The following is a 15761-nucleotide window of genomic DNA, read 5'->3' as shown; positions in this document are numbered from 1 at the left end:
CACAGAAACGGAAATACCTTGACTCAGGCTTTCTCCCGCATCGAAGCTTCCAAGTCCGCCGCTAAGGTCCGCGTGGCTGACGCATTCAAGAACGAAGCCGGTGCCTTCGACCTGCCCTCCATCCTCGTCGGCGTGGTCGTCGTCGGTGTCCTGACCGCAGGCGTGCTCGCCTCCATCTTCGGCGTCATCCCCTTCGCCCAGGACAAGGGCGCGCAGCAGGACCTCGGCGCCATCACGACCGCGCAGGGCGTCTACAAGGCCCAGGGCACCGCTGACATCGAGCCGGGAACGACCTTCGGCGCAGACCTTACCGCTCTCAAGACCGAGAACCTGGTCGGCCAGGACGTCGACAACCTCTACGTTGCCGGCGACTCCGACAGCTGGGCCGCCATCACCAAGTCCGACTCCGGTCAGTGGTTCCAGGTGACCTCCAAGAACACCACACCGACCAAGATCGCCGCTCCGGCCGTAGGTGACGAGCAGGACGCAGCCGTAGCAGCGAACGTCTAAGCTCCCCGCCTAGGTCAAAGGCCGTCCGGTTCGCCGGACGGCCTTTTTCGCGTTCCAAGGGCACCCCCTCCCAATACCTCACTGATTTTGCGCACTACGGCACTTCTGTATGTGAGCCCGTAGTAAAGGGCCGACCGTGGCAACCGTGCATTGCCGCCCACGCCCTCTCTTCACAGAAACGGATACACCGATGACTCAAGCTTTCTCCCACATCGAAGCCTCCTCGTCGGCCGCTAAGGTCCGCGTGGCTGACGCATTCAAGAACGAAGCCGGTGCCTTCGACCTGCCCTCCATCCTCGTCGGCGTGGTCGTCGTCGGTGTCCTGACCGCAGGCGTGCTCGCCTCCATCTTCGGCGTCATCCCCTTCGCTCAGAATAAGGGTGCACAGCAGGACCTTGGTGCCATCACGACCGCCCAAGGCGTCTACAAGGCCCAGATCGAGGAGGGCAGGGGGTACGCCGGAACCATCGGCGATTTGCAGGCCCAAAACCTGGTCGGCCAGGACGTCCACGGTGTCTTTGTCTCCGGTGACGAGGACAGCTGGGCAGCCATAGCCAAATCCGCTTCTGGCCAGTGGTACCAGGTGACCTCGAAGAACACCACACCGGTTGAGCTGACCGTTGCCACCCCGATCGAAGGTGCCGAACACGTCACCGCTGTTGTCCTGAACCTCGCACTGTAGTCCGCAACGAACGTGAGGCCGCCCGGCGATCTGGGCGGCCTCGTTTGTGCCGAACAATTTCCCGCCATTTTTTGCGCGGGCCGGGACTTCTGTAGATGAGCCCAAGAAAAGGCTGAACGGGGACGCACCCATGAAGCCGGCTTCACCTCCTTCTGCACAGAAACGGAAATACCTTGACTCAGGCTTTCTCCCGCATCGAAGCTTCCAAGTCCGCCGCTAAGGTCCGCGTGGCTGACGCATTCAAGAACGAAGCCGGTGCCTTCGACCTGCCCTCCATCCTCGTCGGCGTGGTCGTCGTCGGTGTCCTGACCGCAGGCGTGCTCGCCTCCATCTTCGGCGTCATCCCCTTCGCCCAGGACAAGGGCGCGCAGCAGGACCTCGGCGCCATCACGACCGCCCAGGGCGTCTACAAGGCCCAGGAAACGGAAGGCGTCAGCTATGCTGCCGACCTCGGCGCCCTTCAGGCCAAGTCCCTGGTCGGCCAGGGCATCACGAACGTTGCGACCGCCGGTGCCGCTGGCGAGTGGGCTGCTGCATCCAAGTCCGCGTCCGGGAAGTTCTTCACGGTGACGTCCAAGAACACCACGCCGGTCGATGTCACCGACGTAGACATCGATTCCGTGACCGCCGGCGTTCAGAAGCCCGCAACGGTTGCCGAAGCCCTTTCGGCTCACTGGGACGCCACAGCCAAGGCCGTGAAGTAACTCCTGGAACTACCTTGATGGGCCGTCCGGATTCGTCCGGGCGGCCCATCGCTGTTTCACCCCTCGTGGTGAGGGAAACCCCTACTGCCGCACACATGGGAAGAATGTCCGACAGATCGAAGGGAACTGCGTGAAGGGTCTGAGGAGGCTTCTGCGATCCCAGCGCGGCGACCTGATGATCGAATCGATGGTCGGGGCGCTCATCATCGCGATCATCATGGCCGCGGGCGGTTCGGTCCTGATGGCCGCTACCGCCGCCTCGGACGGCAATGACAAGCTGACCAGTCGGAGCATTTTGCTGAACACCGTCCTTAGCGACGAGAAACCCAACCTGGCCACCTATACCGCCGAGCCCCGGAGTGTCGTACGCACCATCAACGGCAATAGCATCAGCGTTGCCATCTGGCGGGAAACGCCAGCCGAAGGCGTAACGGTCCTGAACGCCGCCACACCAAAACCCACAGCCGCCGCCGCGAACGCCGACTGCTCCGGCCCCGACCGCGTCAGCTCTGGCCTGTGCCTGACCTCCCGCACCGTCATCACCACCAGCAACGGAGGCGTGGACATCCAGGCTGTTCCGCAGAGTCCCGGCACGCCGGGGGCACTGGCCGATTTCACAGCCCCGGCCGATGCCACCGAACTCCGCTACATCTTCAAGGTCACTGAGGCCGCCGGCGACTCCACCGTCATGTTCGGAAACCGGGACCACCCAGAAGTCAGCCACGTCGTAAAGATCCCCGCAGGTCAGACCGGGTACTTCTATGGCCGCGTCCTCGTCAACGCGGGCAGCAAGCTCTTCGTCCAGTCCGCCGGCCCGGCGAGCATCGACCCCGCCAGCATCACGATCTACGAGGCACCTACCACATGATGCTCCTCCGCAAGCTCCGGACCGCAGCCCAAAGCCGACTCACGAACGAGCGGGGATCTGTCGTCGCCTCGGTCTCTTTCACAGTCTTCACCGCCCTGATGCTCATCGCCGTCGTCGCCGCCGTCGTTGCCTCTCTGGGCACCACGACCACGATGAACAACTCCACCGCACTCAACCGGGGACTCTCCCAGCAGCAGGACATCTACCTGAGCGAGATCATCCACGGTGCCGCCGCCGACACGGCACGGACGTGCACCGGCATCATCTGCACCCAGATCACCGGCACCACAGACGGTGACGGCATCCGAAGCCTCACGATCGAGGGCCAGGCCGGGGACAAAGCGCCGTCTTCCCGGACCCGCACGCTGCGCCAGATCACCCCGACCATGATTACCGGCTACGACAGCCTCGGCAACCCTGTCTGGTCCAACCAGGCAGACGCCGTGCCGTTCAAGTTCACCAGCCTGACCTCCCGCGGGAACTCCACCTGTGCGGTTGACCCCGACATGGCTGCCTGGTGCTGGGGCGCGAACGACCAGGGCCAGCTCGGTGACGGCAGCACCATCACCCGCTCCGCACCTGTGAAGGTGCAGGGCACCGCCAAGTTCACCGCACTGACCGGCGCCACAGGGAACACCTTCTGCGGCCTCGCCGACGACGGTAAAGCCTGGTGCTGGGGCGATAACACCACCGGCCAGCTCGGGACCGGAAACGCCGCAGTCGGCACCGACTCCACCACCCCTGTCACTCCGGCTGGAGACCACCACTTCACGGCGCTCTTCTCCGGGCCCACCACAACCTGCGGGATCGACACCGACTTGAAGACGTGGTGCTGGGGTGCCAACCCCGGCACCGGTACTCCCGACGCCGCGGCCGAACCGGCAGCTGTCTCTGGCGGCCGCGCCTTCACCGCCCTGACCTTGGACGCCAGCACAGCATGCGGGCTCGAAGTCTCCGGAAAGGTGTTCTGCTGGTCTGTCACCGATAAGGGCCGCTCCGGCGTCGATCCGGCACCGGCGAAAGGCACCCCTGTTGAGATCTCCGGTGGACGGACCTACACGCACGTCCAGACAGCCAACGAGGAGCGGGCGGACACACCGTCCCTGGTCTGCGCGATCGACACCGGCAAGAAAGCCTGGTGCTGGGGCAACAACGGCTCCGGCCAGCTCGGAAACGGCTCCACCACTGAATCCATGGTCCCGGTCGCGGTGAGCGGGGGCCACGACTTCACCTCGCTGACCGTCTCCCCGTCCGCGGTCTGCGGGATCGACACGGCCAATCACGCCTGGTGCTGGGGCAGCAACGGCTCCGGCCAGCTCGGCATCGGGCCCACCACGGACACCAAAGACCCCGCCGCCGTCGATCCGGAAACAACGTATTCGGTTATTACGGCCGCCACCAACAACGGCAGGTCCTTTTGCGCCATCGTCACCGGCGGGGCAGCCAAATGCTGGGGTGAAAACAGCTTCGGGCAGGCCCAGGAAGGCTCTACAACGCCAGTTACCTCCCCGGCTCCGGTCGGCGGTTTCAAGGCCCTTAGGAGCCTGTCCACGGGCATCAGCTTCTCCTGCGTCACCGACTCACGGAGCGAAACCTCGTGCTGGGGCCACAACGACGCCGGTCAGGCTGGAATCGGTTCTCAGACACCAACTGCGGCGCCGGTCTCGGCGGCCCGCCACCCGTACCTGCCCTCGAGGTTCACCGGCTTCCTGAAGGGCGGCAAGTGAAGTTGCGGCGCGTCAAAGTCCGGCTCCAGGACCAGTCCGGGAACTTCATGGTGACCAACATAGTCGGCTCCCTGGTCATGATGTTCGTCATTGGCGCCATCGGCGCCGGTATCTTGGGACTCGCCCTGTTCCAGAAGGCGATCACCGACCGCTCCGACGTCACCAAGGAAGCAGCAATGGCCGACTCCACACTCCGCGCCGACGTCCTGTGGGCCTCCTCGATCAACGTCACGGACGAACACCGTGTGGATCTGACTGTCCCCGGCCAGAACGGCCGCTGCCGGGTCTCCACGTGGACGATCACTCCGACCAGTGAGGGTAAAACCGCCGTACAGGTCAGCGTCGTCAATTACCCGTCCACGGACTCGACCGTGAACCCGGTCAAATGTTCGGGGGACCCCGGCGCGTCGTCCGTTCAAACGATGATCACCGACGCCGACCCGGGCAGCACGTTCACCTACGCCAACGCCGGCGGCCGGGAGCTGGCCTTCACGGCAGGAGCCGTAACGGTGGCCGGTCCAGCCGCACCCCCGTTGGGTGTCACCGAAAAAGCCTGGGCATCGAACAAGCTCACTGCCGTCGCCCTCAACACCGCGGTGGCCAGTTCCACCGACAAATGGGCCATCTACCGGTTCGCCCAGACGGCGGACAATCTCAGTGTCGTTCAGGAAGCACCTGACGCGCCCTCCCACTTCGTACCCGAGGGCGATCTCACGGCCCTGCCCTGATTCCATCGCCGTCCCGTATTCTTTCGGCATGTCTGATGCCATTCCGCCTTATCCAACCCATCCTCCTCGGATTGGGTTAGGGTTTCGGGGCAGGCCCCCGGCTCGGGGGAAGTCGTGGCCGAGGGAACTTCTGCTAGCCGTCGTGGTCGGCATAGTTTCCGGGCTTATCGTCGGTCTCTTCATTCTTCAAGCACAAACGCAAGCTGACGATCGACGCCTCGACCAGCAACTGGCGGCAGCTAAGTTAGCAGCCACAGACGCAGATCGGCGCACGAACCTCGAGTTCGTACGAAGCCGCAGCTCACCGGATGATGGCTTGACCAGGCCTTTCAACAACCTGGACGTCACGGGCCAAAACTTGTCTGGGCTGACACTCAATGGCGCGCATTTCGAGGGTTCAGCTCTTGCTAACTGCAACTTTGATGGTGCCGATCTGGACAACGCGTGGTTCTCGAATGCTGATCTTTCCAACGTAAACCTGTACGGAGCGCATATATCCGGCGCCAAGTTTGACAACGCCAACTTGTCCCACGTCAACCTATGGAATACCACCGCCGGGAAGACCGACTTCTCAGGGGCCAATTTGACGGGGGCAAGATTCACTCGTGCCGCCTTGGGAGGGGCGTCTTTTCTGATGGCTGACCTCACGGATGCGAATCTATCTTCAGCTCACCTCACGAAGGCTGACCTAATGGCCGCTAAACTTGCCGGCACTGATCTGTCGTTCGCTGACCTCTCTGGGGCCTATCTCGACGAAGCAGACCTAACAGGAGCAAATCTCGACCAAGTCACCTGGGACGAAGCAACTACCTGGCCTTCAGGTTTCACTCCCCCGCCCAGCGTCCCTCAGCATTTCCCCGGCTAAGGCCAGTCTCCGACATCTGTCCGGCGGCGGCCTTCAACCGTGAGGCAGTAGGCGCAGCCCGACAAGAAACAGTAACGGACAAAGAAATGCCCGGACACCAATGGTGACCGGGCCTCTTAGGTTCTCGGACGCGGCTTAGTTGTCGTTGACGATGAGTTCGATGATTCCGATCTCCGAAAGCGTGTCCAGGAACGTCGTCTCGGTGAACGGGTCCACCCACAGCACGTTGCCGGTGGGCTTCGGGGCGGTGCCGTAGGGGGCGTACTCGGTCGCGACGAGCACCAGCGGCACGTCCGTGTTGGCCCACTCGGCGATCTCGTCGATCTTCTCGGCCCGGTCGGTGAAGATGGCGGTCAGGACGTCCTCAGACTGCAGGGACGGATCGAAGGTGCCTTCCTCGGTGGCGTTGGCGGCCAGGACCTGCTGGAGGGTGTTGGCGATCTGCACGGAGGTGCGGTACCGGGCGTACAGGGCCTCGGTGTCGCCTTCCTCGGTCTCGGGCAGTTCAGCGTAGCCTTCGATGAGTTCTGCGGTCAGCTCGGTGCGGGACTCTGCCAGGACGGCCTTGTCTTCCCACGCCAGGGCGAACGGGTAGCCGGTGCCGTCTTCACGGACGGGCAGGGTATCAGGCAGTGCGCCTTCAATGGTGATAGATGCCATGGTGATGATTCTCCTTGATAAGTTTCGGTCGAGCTTCTGGGAGGCTCTATGCGGCGGCCAGGACGGCGGGTGTCAGTTTCAGTACGTCATCAAGCAGATCGGCCAGCTCGTCGATCGTCCCGTCGTTGCTGAGCGAGTGGGTGATGTACTTGCGGTCGATGCCTGCCTCGGAGATGTGGCCGTTGGCGGGCCCGAATCCGGGGCGGGTGATTTCTGTGATGGTCCCGCCGTTGGCGGTGATCCATTCAGCTTCCGCGTTGAACCGGACATCGGTGATGACAACCTCGTGCGGGCGTTCCGTTGCGATCTTGCGGGCCAGCAGCTGGACCCAGACGTCCTGGCCGAAGTTGTCGCGGCAGACCTCCTTGGCATACACCTGCAGGTGCCGCCGAACCTCCGGTCCGTGGAAACGGTGGTACTTGGCCTCCTCCCAGTCACCGCCAAGGGAGTCAAGGAGTGTCCGCATTGAGACATCACCATCCAGGAACGGGTCAAGGGTCAGCAGATCCTCGCGGAGCTCATCCTCAGTGCGGTCTAAGTGACCGAAGACGTCGTGGACCAGCCTGTCCCGGTACACGGCCAGGGTCCGCTTGATTTCGGCGCCGTACACGCGGTGGTTTTCGGCCCTGGCCCAGTCGTAGTCGAGGATCTCCAGGAGCGAGCCCAGAGTGATGCTGCCGTTGAGGCGGACGTCCAGGAGGTAGGCATGCTCCCTCATCGGATCGGCAAAGGAGTAACGGGTGTAGCCGTGCCTGGCGATGAGGCGAGCCCCGGCCGTGTCCTTGCCCGCGTGGGCGACGCCGGTGATACCGACGAAGGACGGAGCTCCCGCCGGGCTGTCGGCAGCGGTGGGGGCCTCGAGAAGGGCGAGCACCCTGCCCAGCACCCTATCGGCGAGTTCCTCGATGCGGCCATCGGCCGGGAGGACGAGGTATTTGTCCGGGCGCAGTGCCGCCTGGTCCAGGAACGCGGCGCGGATCCGGGCATGGAAGTCGTCGGCCTCGGATTCGATCCGGTCCTCCGTTGCGTTGCCGGCGGTGCGGCGGCGTCGTCCCATCTCGGGGTTGACGTCGATCAGGACGGTGAGGTCAGGCTGCAGCCCGGAAGTGGCCCACCTGTTGAGGTCCCGCACCGTGGTCGCGCCCAGGCCCCTTCCGACGCCTTGGTAGGCGACGGACGAGTCGATGAACCGGTCAGAGATGACGATGTCGCCGCGCTCCAGTGCCGGCCGGATCTTCTGGCTGACATGATCAGCGCGGGCGGCAGAGAAGAGCAGCGCTTCGGTGTGCGCGTTCATGTGCCCGTACTGGTCGTCCAGGATCAGCGACCGCACCTTCTCGCCCAGCGGGGTTCCGCCGGCCTCGCGGGTCCGCACCACCGTGAACCCTCGCGACTCCAGGGCTGCGGTCAGCTGCCCGACCTGGGTGGATTTCCCGGCACCGTCGCCGCCTTCAAACGCTACGAACAGTCCAGACCGCGTCGTCGACGGGGTGTTGTCGCGCCGCTGCGCGTTTCCGCGGCCTGCGCCGTGGATGCCTGTGATGGTCATGAATTCCTCTCAATACTGCCCTGGTGTCAGTGTCCCTATGCGGCACCTTGGAGCGCGGGTGTCAGTGTTTGGCGACGGCCATAAGAAAGCCCCTCCGCCCGGTGCGGGGCGAAGGGGCTTTCCGGCAGATCAGAATCCGTCGGTGTCCGTGCTTTTCAGATGCTCGGCGAGGGCTGCCGGGCCCTGCGCTTCCACGGGCCGGCGCGGGGCGGGTGCCCCGGTCTTCTTGGTCGGGACCGGCTGGGCAAACCGTGACGGGGCCGTGTTGATGGGTGCGGGCGGAGCGGAGACGTTGGTGACCGGGCTGATGCCGTGCGAGCGGCTGGCCGCGACCGACTCGGCGCGCTTACGGGCACGCTCCACGTGGGCCAGGCCGATACCCGATTCGGCCTTGTGACCGGTCGGGCAGGTGTGGGTCACGAGAGCCGAGGTGAATCGGAAGCATTTGCCGCACTGGTTCACGCTGGTGCGCTGGTGAGCGCGGACCAGCTTGTTGTACACGGACCCGGGACGCTCAGTGTTCTTCACGGCGTCGAAGAACTGCTTGGACACCTTGTGGCCGTACAGCTTGTCCCCGATCCGGGTGGCCATCGTATTCGTGTTCTCGTCGTAGCCGATCGAGGTGATCCAGGACGAGGAAACCGGGGAGAGCTCGACGCCCTTGGCTGCTTCGCGGGCCTTGCGGGCCGCCAGCAGGTCCGGGACATTCTTCAGCGCCATACTTACGCGGCGGGACTCGAGCACAGCCGCAACCGCTTCAGACACCTGGTCGCCGGAATCGCCCTTACCGCCGAGGGTTGTGGTCTCCCAGGTGTGCGGACCGGTCTTGGTGACACGGACCCAACCCTGGACCGGGGCACCGCCCTTGAGGGACACCGAGACGGGCACATCGAACGTCGGATTGCCGTTCTGGGCTGAGAAACGCTTGATGGCCGTCGCGGACGGCATACGTAGCTGGATGTCCTGGTTGCCGTAATTCATCCGGTGCGTGCGCCGGTGACCGGATATGGCCTGACCGGTATGCATCGAAGGCGTGTTGTCGTCCGGCATCTGCGGGTACGACTTGCCGCCGGTGCCGTACTCTGCCGCGACGAAGTTGCGGTTCCACCATTCCTCGCGGTGCTCGGTGGTGGTGGGTGCGTTCATGGCCTGCAGTGTGGCGGCCGGAACGAAGCCGTTGGCGCGGAACAGCTCGCGGCGCTGTGCCATAGCCTGGCGGTGACGGGCGACGGCCAGGCTTGCACCGGGCTCGGCGTGGGCGTAGGCGGCGTACTGCCCGCCGACGGGGATGCCTTTTGGCTGGCGGGGCTTGGAATCGATGCTCATACCATGCCTGTGTGCGGCTGCCGTTCAAGAGTGACAGCAACTGGCCGACAAATCGTGTGACTTTCTGAGCCGGGCCGGCCGTGAAAGGATGCGCGGATGACTACGACACCGGAAGAACTACGCGCGTGGGCCAGAGGCGTCCTGCCAGTGGAGGCCGCAACGGAGCTGCTGCTACGCGCCTTCAGTGGACGATTCGCGGAACCGGGGTGGCCCTGGATGATCAGGGACGAGGCATACGGGCACCGCCTGATCGACTTCGACGCCATTCCGGTCCACGTTGAGGGGCTCTCGGGTGGGGAGCGACAGTTCCTGTTGATCGCGGCGTCCCTCGGCGGCAACTGCCCCCTGATCCTCAACGACGCGCTGCCGGGTCTGGACCGGGCCCTACTGGACCTGGTGCTGGCAGCATCCGCCCACGCGGCAGGCTCCCACCACGACTCGATCATGGTCGAGGACCGGGGCGGCCCGATGGGCTTCGACCGCGTCGACACCCTCCACCCCTGGCCACAGGCAGCGCCGGCATTGCGCGTTATTGACGGCGGTCAGAGCTAAGACCAGACACGAAAGAGGCCCCCGGCATGACGCGCGGGAGCCTCTTGGTGTGGTCGCTACGAAGCGACGGCCACCTTGTACTTCGTGTTGGCGAACAGGTCCATGAAGGCGTCAGCGAACCGCTTGGGGATGCCCTTGACGTCCTTCGGCATGTTGTTCGCGAGCTTCTGAGCGGAGGGGAACGCAACGTCGGGCTTCTGCTGTTCGGCGCACGCGGCCAGAACAAGAGCGGCCTTGCGCCACAGTTCGCCGTTGCCGGACAGACCCAGCGAGGTCACACCCTGCACGAGGGCGAACAGACGGTCAGCGCGTTCCTCTTTCCAGTTGACCAGCACGGTGCCGTCGATAACTTCGGCCGGATCGTACAGGTCGGCGGCGGCGAGCCACTTGAAATATTCGATCGCGGCACCTTCACCGACGAGACCTTCAACGACCAGGTAAGCGGCTTCTTCGTCGTAGCGGTCCAGCTGGGCCAGCACGTTGATCACGTTGGTCCAGGAACGCGGGGACGGCCATGCGCCACCGGCCAGGATCGGATCCTTCGGGACCGCAGGGGCCAGGAATTTGGAGTTGACCTTGAGGAACGTGGTCACGGCGGCGGACACGGCAGCCTTACGGGATACCGGGTCGGCGGCGAGCATTTCAGAGATCGCGAGCGGGGTTGCTGCCTTGAAGTCGGTGCCGACGTTTTCGAGCCAGTTATTGGAGTCGAAAACCCACTTGAGGTGCATCATGCGGTTGGCCATCGGGGCCGGGAGGTCGTAGGCGTCCACTGCGGTTTCGACCGGGTTCATCAGCGCGACAATGGAAACCGAATCGTTGAGCTTGGTGTCGCCGACGTAGCGCTCCTGCACGACGCGGAGCATGCCCTTCATGGTGGACGGTGCGGAAGTGTTGAACTCGTCCAGCAGGAGAAGGCCTTTGGCAGCGCGGTTCAGGTTCTGAACCCACTGGAAGGACGAGTACTTGATCGCACCCTCATCTTCGATCATCACACCCAGGAAGTCGGTAGCTTCACGGTTGGAGCCAATGACTGTTTCGCAGTGGCGATCCCAGCCGGAGGTCGACGATTCCATGGTGGCCGTCTTACCCTGGCCGGGTTCGCCGATAACACCGACCGGGACGTTGGCTTCAACACCGGCGGCGAGGGCGCGCTGGAACGGGGAGCCGGGGAAAGTGTGGTTCAGAGCCATGATGTTCTCCTAAGAGGTAAGTGGGCGGTTGCCCGTTTGCTTACCTCTCATGTGTGCGGAGTCCGCGAGCCCTCTCACCGCTCCTATGCCTGCTCAGCTAATGGATCTCCTGATCATCGTGGAAGCTTCCAGTACCGCCGGATGGCCCAGGGTCAGAGGCTCCGGGGGGCCGTCAACCGTCAGGCCGGAAACGTCCCAAAGACCGAAGCTCGCCCAGCGTGGCTCGTAGAAGGACCACCAGGAGACCCCTGCATAGTCTCCGGTTTCAAACATTGACCTCGCCCACTGCTGTGTGGAAGGCCGGTCCCGGGAGACGACACTGCTGGGCCGCAGGGCCCATTCCTGAAGCACTGACGGGTCATCCAGGTCCAGGACAGATGGCTCCCCGGTGTATTTCACCAGCGCCTTCACGGTACCGGCCGGGGCCGCCGGCGGCGGGGCCAGAATGTCGGCCGTCCACAGGGAGTAGTTGCCGAAAGCTTCCGCCACTGCCCCTTCGGCTGAGTCTCCGACGTACAGCACAAGGTAGTCATGATCAGGATCATCGACTCTGCCGGCCCCCTGGCGAGGCCAGATGTAGAGCGGGTGCCCGTTCTCGGCCGCACCGACGGAACCCGGGTGCCAGTTCAAGACGCGCCAGAATTCCACTAGGCGAAGGCTCCCTGCTCGTGGGCGCGGATCGCCTCGATCACCGGTGCTGCACCCTCGAGTCGATAGACGTCGATGGGCCGGGCATTGAGGTGTGCGTTCTGGCCTTCCAGCCACAGGATGGTCTGGGCCGGGGTGAAGGCGCTGTGGAGATGCCCGACCATTGCATCCAGGTCGGCCAGCTGGATCCGGTTCTCTTCATTGGGCGTATCTTTGCCGGACGCCCACCGGCTCGGGCGGTCCTTATTGACTCCCAGCAGGGCGGCAACGGTGTTGTTCCCCAGTGCGTTGACGAGCCGCTGTGTCATGGCGACCGGCCCGTAGTCGGGGGCATCCTTTTTCAAACCCCCCAGGTTGATGGTGCCCGTCCCCGCCGGCGTCATCCCGCCCACCTTGGAACGCCCCGGCCGGCGGCTGCGCACCTGGGTCAGGCCTTTGGGCATCAGCGCGACGCCGTTGCGAGCCTTGACCTTAAACTCCAGGCCGCCGCTTTTCAGGATGAACGTCTGTTCCGTGGCAGACCTCTGCGTTTCCATAAACCAACACTATCTGTTGGGCAAGGGAAGCGGAAGCCATCAGCTTCAGTGATGCGCCGTCCAGGTATCGGAACGGCGGGCGACGTTGTAGACAACGTCTACCCACTCAGCAGGGAAGTGGCCGACCGTTCCCGTAATGGCGCCCGTCAGGGCTTCACCCGCCACCAGCCCATCGTATCGACTGGTCACGTTTATAGTTGACCAGACGGCAACCAGAGGACGGCACTGCAGATCCATCCGGGCTGCTACGGACAGGTGCTCCCCCGCTACGGCGGCGTCACGGGTGATCGATTCGATCCACTTCTGTCGGTAGCCGTCCGAGTACACAGCACCGTCAGCTTTGGCGTTGACGTCGTACGTGGTGGCCTTCGTGTTAATGGTCCAAATGCCGGTCAGGCCAATGACCAGGTGATCGATGTCTTTCCGCGGGCTCACCGGAATCGAGTGCAGGACCCGGAAGCCGCTCCGCTCCAGGCCGGCAAGGACCCCTGCGGTGCGCTGCTCCCCGGCGAGACCGGCACGGTAAGAGGTGTCGTTCTGGATTTCGATCAGCTGGCCGGGACGGTTGGCTGCCAGGTCGGCCCAGGGCGGCACGTACTCGGGCTCCGGCGGTGTCCCCGGATGCGCTTCGCCGAGCTGGGCCGCGTGGATGAAGCGTCGGGCCGCGGTGACCGGAGACAGGCCCGCCAGAGCCCGCTGCAGCAGGTCACTGGTCGCCGCACCTTCGGGGACGGCATCAAGGGTGGCCAGGTCGAGGTAGCCGACCTTCGTTCCGTCCGTGAGGTTGATGTACAGCCGCCGGACATCCTTCATCTTCCACGGATTGTAGACGAACTCGGGTGCCGGCGGTTCGGCCAGAGTGATGGCCACGTTTCCCGCCACCTGGTCCTGGTCGGTTCCTGGATTCATCCACGCAAACTGGTCCACTGCGTCCCCCTTGTTGGTCTCTACCAGTGAACATGCGCAGACACCGCCTGAGGAGCTATCCCAACCCCGGTACTGAATGGGAGGATCCACGCATGGAAGAAGCCAGCACAGGACCGTACGACTCAGAACCGAACCAGGAAATCCGAGCTGCGGCTGCCAGCCACGGCGGAGATACCGTCGCCGCCGCCAAGGCCCGATGGCTTGAAGCCGTCGACGGCATCCCTCTCGGTCAATACGACAAGAGAATCGTTGAATGGGCCGCTCACATGATGGACCAAAGCACGCTCTGGGTTTTTGCCGGCCTACTTGACCGTGCCCGCACGTCCGGAAGATCAGCCGCCGAGTGACGACTGCTGCACCCGTGAGACGCGACGTGCACAGAATTCAGTCCCTGGGCGGCAGGGTGCTCTTGTCGATGTACCGTGACCGGCCTTTGGGAGCCGTGGTGACGGCGGCGGCGACCGGTTCCTCGGCGCCGTATTCCTTCAGGTAGCGGTAAAGGGTTGCCCTCGACCATCCGACGGCGTCTGCAGCCTGCTGCGCTGTCTTGCCCGCACCCAGCAGATTCTTCGCCGCCGCGACCTTATTCTCGACCTTTGCCGGATCCGCCGGCTGCTTACCGAACCTCACTCCGCGGGCCTGGGCGGCCATCACACCAAAACGGACCCGCTCGTTGATGAGCTCCCGCTCGTACTCGGCCAGGGTCGCGAACAGACCCAGCTGAAGGCGCCCGGAGGGTGTGCTCGGATCGACGCCATCAATCAGGGAGTGCAGCGCGATCCCGCGCTTGGTCATTTCGTCCACGGTGTTCAACACATCGATGAGGGATCTTCCGAGGCGATCGATACGCCAGCAATACACCTGGTCACCGTCGCGGGCGTACTTCAGCAGCTCAGTCAGGCCGGGCCGTTCCTTCGCGGTCTTCGCCCCCGACATGTGGTCGGTAAAAATGTTCTTCTCTTCGACACCGGCTTCGACGAGGGCGGCAATCTGCATCCGCGCGTCCTGATCGGTCGTGCTCACCCTCGCGTATCCCAGTTTCATGCGCACATCATGTCACGCTGACCCTTGAGGGTTCTACGAGACGTTGCGGTGAGACAGGCTCTGCGAGACAAACAGGGGCGTATTTGGCCTGGAATCAGGGGGTCCTGAGCCTGTCACCCATAGGTATAGTTCCTGAGACGGGCGGGCGAGGGCGAAGCTCTCTGTGCTGCCGGTCGTTGCCACAGCAGCCATAGGGCTAAGCCGGCAGGCGCGGCGGGGAACGGATCCTCATGAGAAACGGGGCGGCGGCCGCCCAGAACCGGCAGGGTCAGCGACTGCCAGACTTCAGCGTGTAGACCTTCTCGACGGTCCCTCTGCTCTCCTGGCCACGCACTTGCCAGCCCCACCAGTAGGTCCCGACGTGCTTGCCCAGGAGCGGCGCGTCGTCGGTGAAAGTCTTGAAGTGGCCCCGTGCCAGGTGACGGCGGCCTGTGCCGTCGCCGGCCTCTCCGACTGTTGCCCCGGATCCTCTGATGTTCCCGTCGATGACAACCTCGTGGAAGGCATCCCCTGAGGGCGCTGATCCGGCACCGTTGCGGGAGCCGCGCTCACGCAGTGAGACGTTCCGGCAGTTCATCAGCGCCAGGCAGAAGAGGACCCTGTTCATCACCTCGATGCCGAACGCGGTGCGCTGGTCGGTCGAGATGTATGGTGCAGTGGCCAGATTGGAGGGGGCGTCCCCTTGCAGTTTCACAAGGAAATCGATGCTCTGGTGGGAGACAAATTCCAGCCCAGCCAGGAAGCCGGCGTCGTCCAGGCGGAACCTGACGTCCTTCTCCAGCCGTATAGAGAGCCCGTCGGCGTCCCGCGCGTAGGCTTCAATCCAGTATTCGTGCTCCGCACCCGTCCACGCGTCGTTCATGAAGCTCGTCCGGGTCTTGCTGCGGTGCACCATGGCCCCGATCCGTCGGACGTTCGGACGGGACGGCAGGCCCTCGGGGACTTCGGCCTCAACCCAGAGAGATTCAGCGCCAGGCCTGACAGGACCTGTCTTTTCGATGAAGGACGGATCGTCAATACCTGCGGGCAGGAATTCCATCATCTCCGAAGCGTCCACCATGAGCGGTGTCCCGAAGTCCGGGGTGTCGAGGTAGATGCTGATCTTGGCCCGGTAGATCTTGAAGTGGCGTCGCCATTTCTCAGGCATGCGCTTGGTGTTGAACACCATTTCGTTCGTCTTCATCTCTCCCCCAGGACTACACACGCTCTCCTGAAGTCTACTGGCCGTTCTTCTGGAGAGAA

18 protein-coding genes and 1 pseudogene are annotated in these 15761 nt (G+C 63.9%); 9 read left to right on the top strand and 10 right to left on the bottom strand.

The genetic code is table 11. From position 1 onward, the window contains the following. The 7 genes from ABIB45_RS06200 to ABIB45_RS06170 form a co-directional block, all read left to right on the top strand. Positions 1 to 510, top strand: a 510-nt coding sequence (locus tag ABIB45_RS06200; RefSeq protein WP_354215035.1) for a hypothetical protein, incomplete at its 5' end; no start/stop codon positions are given. 190 nt (positions 511 to 700) lie between these two features. Continuing rightward, complete coding sequence (locus ABIB45_RS06195) at positions 701 to 1192, top strand: hypothetical protein (protein ID WP_354215034.1); 492 nt, start codon at positions 701 to 703, stop codon at positions 1190 to 1192. A 173-nt stretch (positions 1193 to 1365) separates the two neighbouring features. After that, a complete protein-coding gene (locus ABIB45_RS06190) occupies positions 1366 to 1896 on the top strand; it encodes a hypothetical protein (RefSeq protein WP_354215033.1) in 531 nt (176 codons plus the stop codon). Positions 1897 to 2026: 130 nt separating this feature from the next. Beyond that, positions 2027 to 2764: a hypothetical protein gene (locus ABIB45_RS06185; RefSeq protein WP_354215032.1), complete on the top strand. Its 738-nt coding sequence runs from the start codon at positions 2027 to 2029 to the stop codon at positions 2762 to 2764. Next, complete coding sequence (locus tag ABIB45_RS06180) at positions 2761 to 4491, top strand: RCC1 domain-containing protein (protein WP_354215031.1); 1731 nt, start codon at positions 2761 to 2763, stop codon at positions 4489 to 4491. The genes ABIB45_RS06185 and ABIB45_RS06180 overlap by 4 nt, the downstream gene beginning before the upstream one ends. Beyond that, a complete protein-coding gene (locus ABIB45_RS06175; protein ID WP_354215030.1) occupies positions 4488 to 5219 on the top strand; it encodes a hypothetical protein in 732 nt (243 codons plus the stop codon). Before ABIB45_RS06180 ends, ABIB45_RS06175 begins: the two co-directional genes overlap by 4 nt. 142 nt (positions 5220 to 5361) lie before the next feature. After that, positions 5362 to 6084 (top strand): pentapeptide repeat-containing protein, encoded by a 723-nt coding sequence (locus tag ABIB45_RS06170; protein WP_354215029.1) that lies wholly within the window; start codon positions 5362 to 5364, stop codon positions 6082 to 6084. Positions 6085 to 6219: 135 nt separating this feature from the next. Here the strand turns inward: ABIB45_RS06170 and ABIB45_RS06165 are convergent, their stop codons facing one another. From ABIB45_RS06165 to ABIB45_RS06150, 4 genes and pseudogenes are all read right to left on the bottom strand, one after another. Then, positions 6220 to 6744, bottom strand: a complete 525-nt coding sequence (locus ABIB45_RS06165; protein WP_354215028.1) for a hypothetical protein — start codon at positions 6742 to 6744, stop codon at positions 6220 to 6222. A gap of 46 nt (positions 6745 to 6790) precedes the next feature. Continuing rightward, positions 6791 to 7210 (bottom strand): deoxynucleotide monophosphate kinase family protein, encoded by a 420-nt coding sequence (locus tag ABIB45_RS06160; protein ID WP_354215042.1) that lies wholly within the window; start codon positions 7208 to 7210, stop codon positions 6791 to 6793. 378 nt (positions 7211 to 7588) lie between these two features. Beyond that, positions 7589 to 8293 (bottom strand): annotated as a pseudogene (gene tmk / locus ABIB45_RS06155) (dTMP kinase); the annotation flags it as partial. A gap of 129 nt (positions 8294 to 8422) precedes the next feature. Then, positions 8423 to 9619, bottom strand: coding sequence for a hypothetical protein (locus ABIB45_RS06150; protein ID WP_354215027.1), 1197 nt, complete (start codon positions 9617 to 9619; stop codon positions 8423 to 8425). Positions 9620 to 9715: 96 nt separating this feature from the next. Here ABIB45_RS06150 and ABIB45_RS06145 point away from each other — a divergent pair, with 96 nt between their 5' ends. Next, the gene (locus ABIB45_RS06145) at positions 9716 to 10171 is read left to right on the top strand and encodes a hypothetical protein (protein ID WP_354215026.1); all 456 of its coding nucleotides are present in this window, start codon (positions 9716 to 9718) and stop codon (positions 10169 to 10171) included. 56 nt (positions 10172 to 10227) lie between these two features. Here the strand turns inward: ABIB45_RS06145 and ABIB45_RS06140 are convergent, their stop codons facing one another. The 4 genes from ABIB45_RS06140 to ABIB45_RS06125 form a co-directional block, all read right to left on the bottom strand. Then, positions 10228 to 11364, bottom strand: coding sequence for a MoxR family ATPase (locus ABIB45_RS06140; RefSeq protein WP_354215025.1), 1137 nt, complete (start codon positions 11362 to 11364; stop codon positions 10228 to 10230). Between the two features lie 93 nt (positions 11365 to 11457). Continuing rightward, positions 11458 to 12012, bottom strand: a complete 555-nt coding sequence (locus ABIB45_RS06135; RefSeq protein ID WP_354215024.1) for an RES domain-containing protein — start codon at positions 12010 to 12012, stop codon at positions 11458 to 11460. Continuing rightward, positions 12012 to 12548 (bottom strand): hypothetical protein, encoded by a 537-nt coding sequence (locus ABIB45_RS06130; protein WP_354215023.1) that lies wholly within the window; start codon positions 12546 to 12548, stop codon positions 12012 to 12014. The genes ABIB45_RS06135 and ABIB45_RS06130 overlap by 1 nt, the downstream gene beginning before the upstream one ends. Before the next feature lie 45 nt (positions 12549 to 12593). After that, entirely contained in the window at positions 12594 to 13457 is an 864-nt protein-coding gene (locus tag ABIB45_RS06125) for a nuclease-related domain-containing protein (protein ID WP_354215022.1), read from the bottom strand. A gap of 110 nt (positions 13458 to 13567) precedes the next feature. On the opposite strand from ABIB45_RS06125, the gene ABIB45_RS06120 reads away from it, so the two are divergent. Beyond that, positions 13568 to 13822, top strand: a complete 255-nt coding sequence (locus tag ABIB45_RS06120; RefSeq protein ID WP_354215021.1) for a hypothetical protein — start codon at positions 13568 to 13570, stop codon at positions 13820 to 13822. A 37-nt stretch (positions 13823 to 13859) separates the two neighbouring features. Here the strand turns inward: ABIB45_RS06120 and ABIB45_RS06115 are convergent, their stop codons facing one another. Beyond that, positions 13860 to 14519: a recombinase family protein gene (locus ABIB45_RS06115; protein WP_354215020.1), complete on the bottom strand. Its 660-nt coding sequence runs from the start codon at positions 14517 to 14519 to the stop codon at positions 13860 to 13862. Between the two features lie 268 nt (positions 14520 to 14787). Next, entirely contained in the window at positions 14788 to 15702 is a 915-nt protein-coding gene (locus tag ABIB45_RS06110) for a hypothetical protein (protein ID WP_354215019.1), read from the bottom strand. Positions 15703 to 15761 lie beyond the last annotated feature (59 nt).

The organism is Arthrobacter sp. UYCo732, assembly GCF_040547265.1.
Taxonomy (GTDB): domain Bacteria; phylum Actinomycetota; class Actinomycetes; order Actinomycetales; family Micrococcaceae; genus Arthrobacter.
The sequence above is the reverse complement of the archived record's forward strand: the minus strand, read 5'-3'. Positions and strand labels throughout refer to the sequence as shown.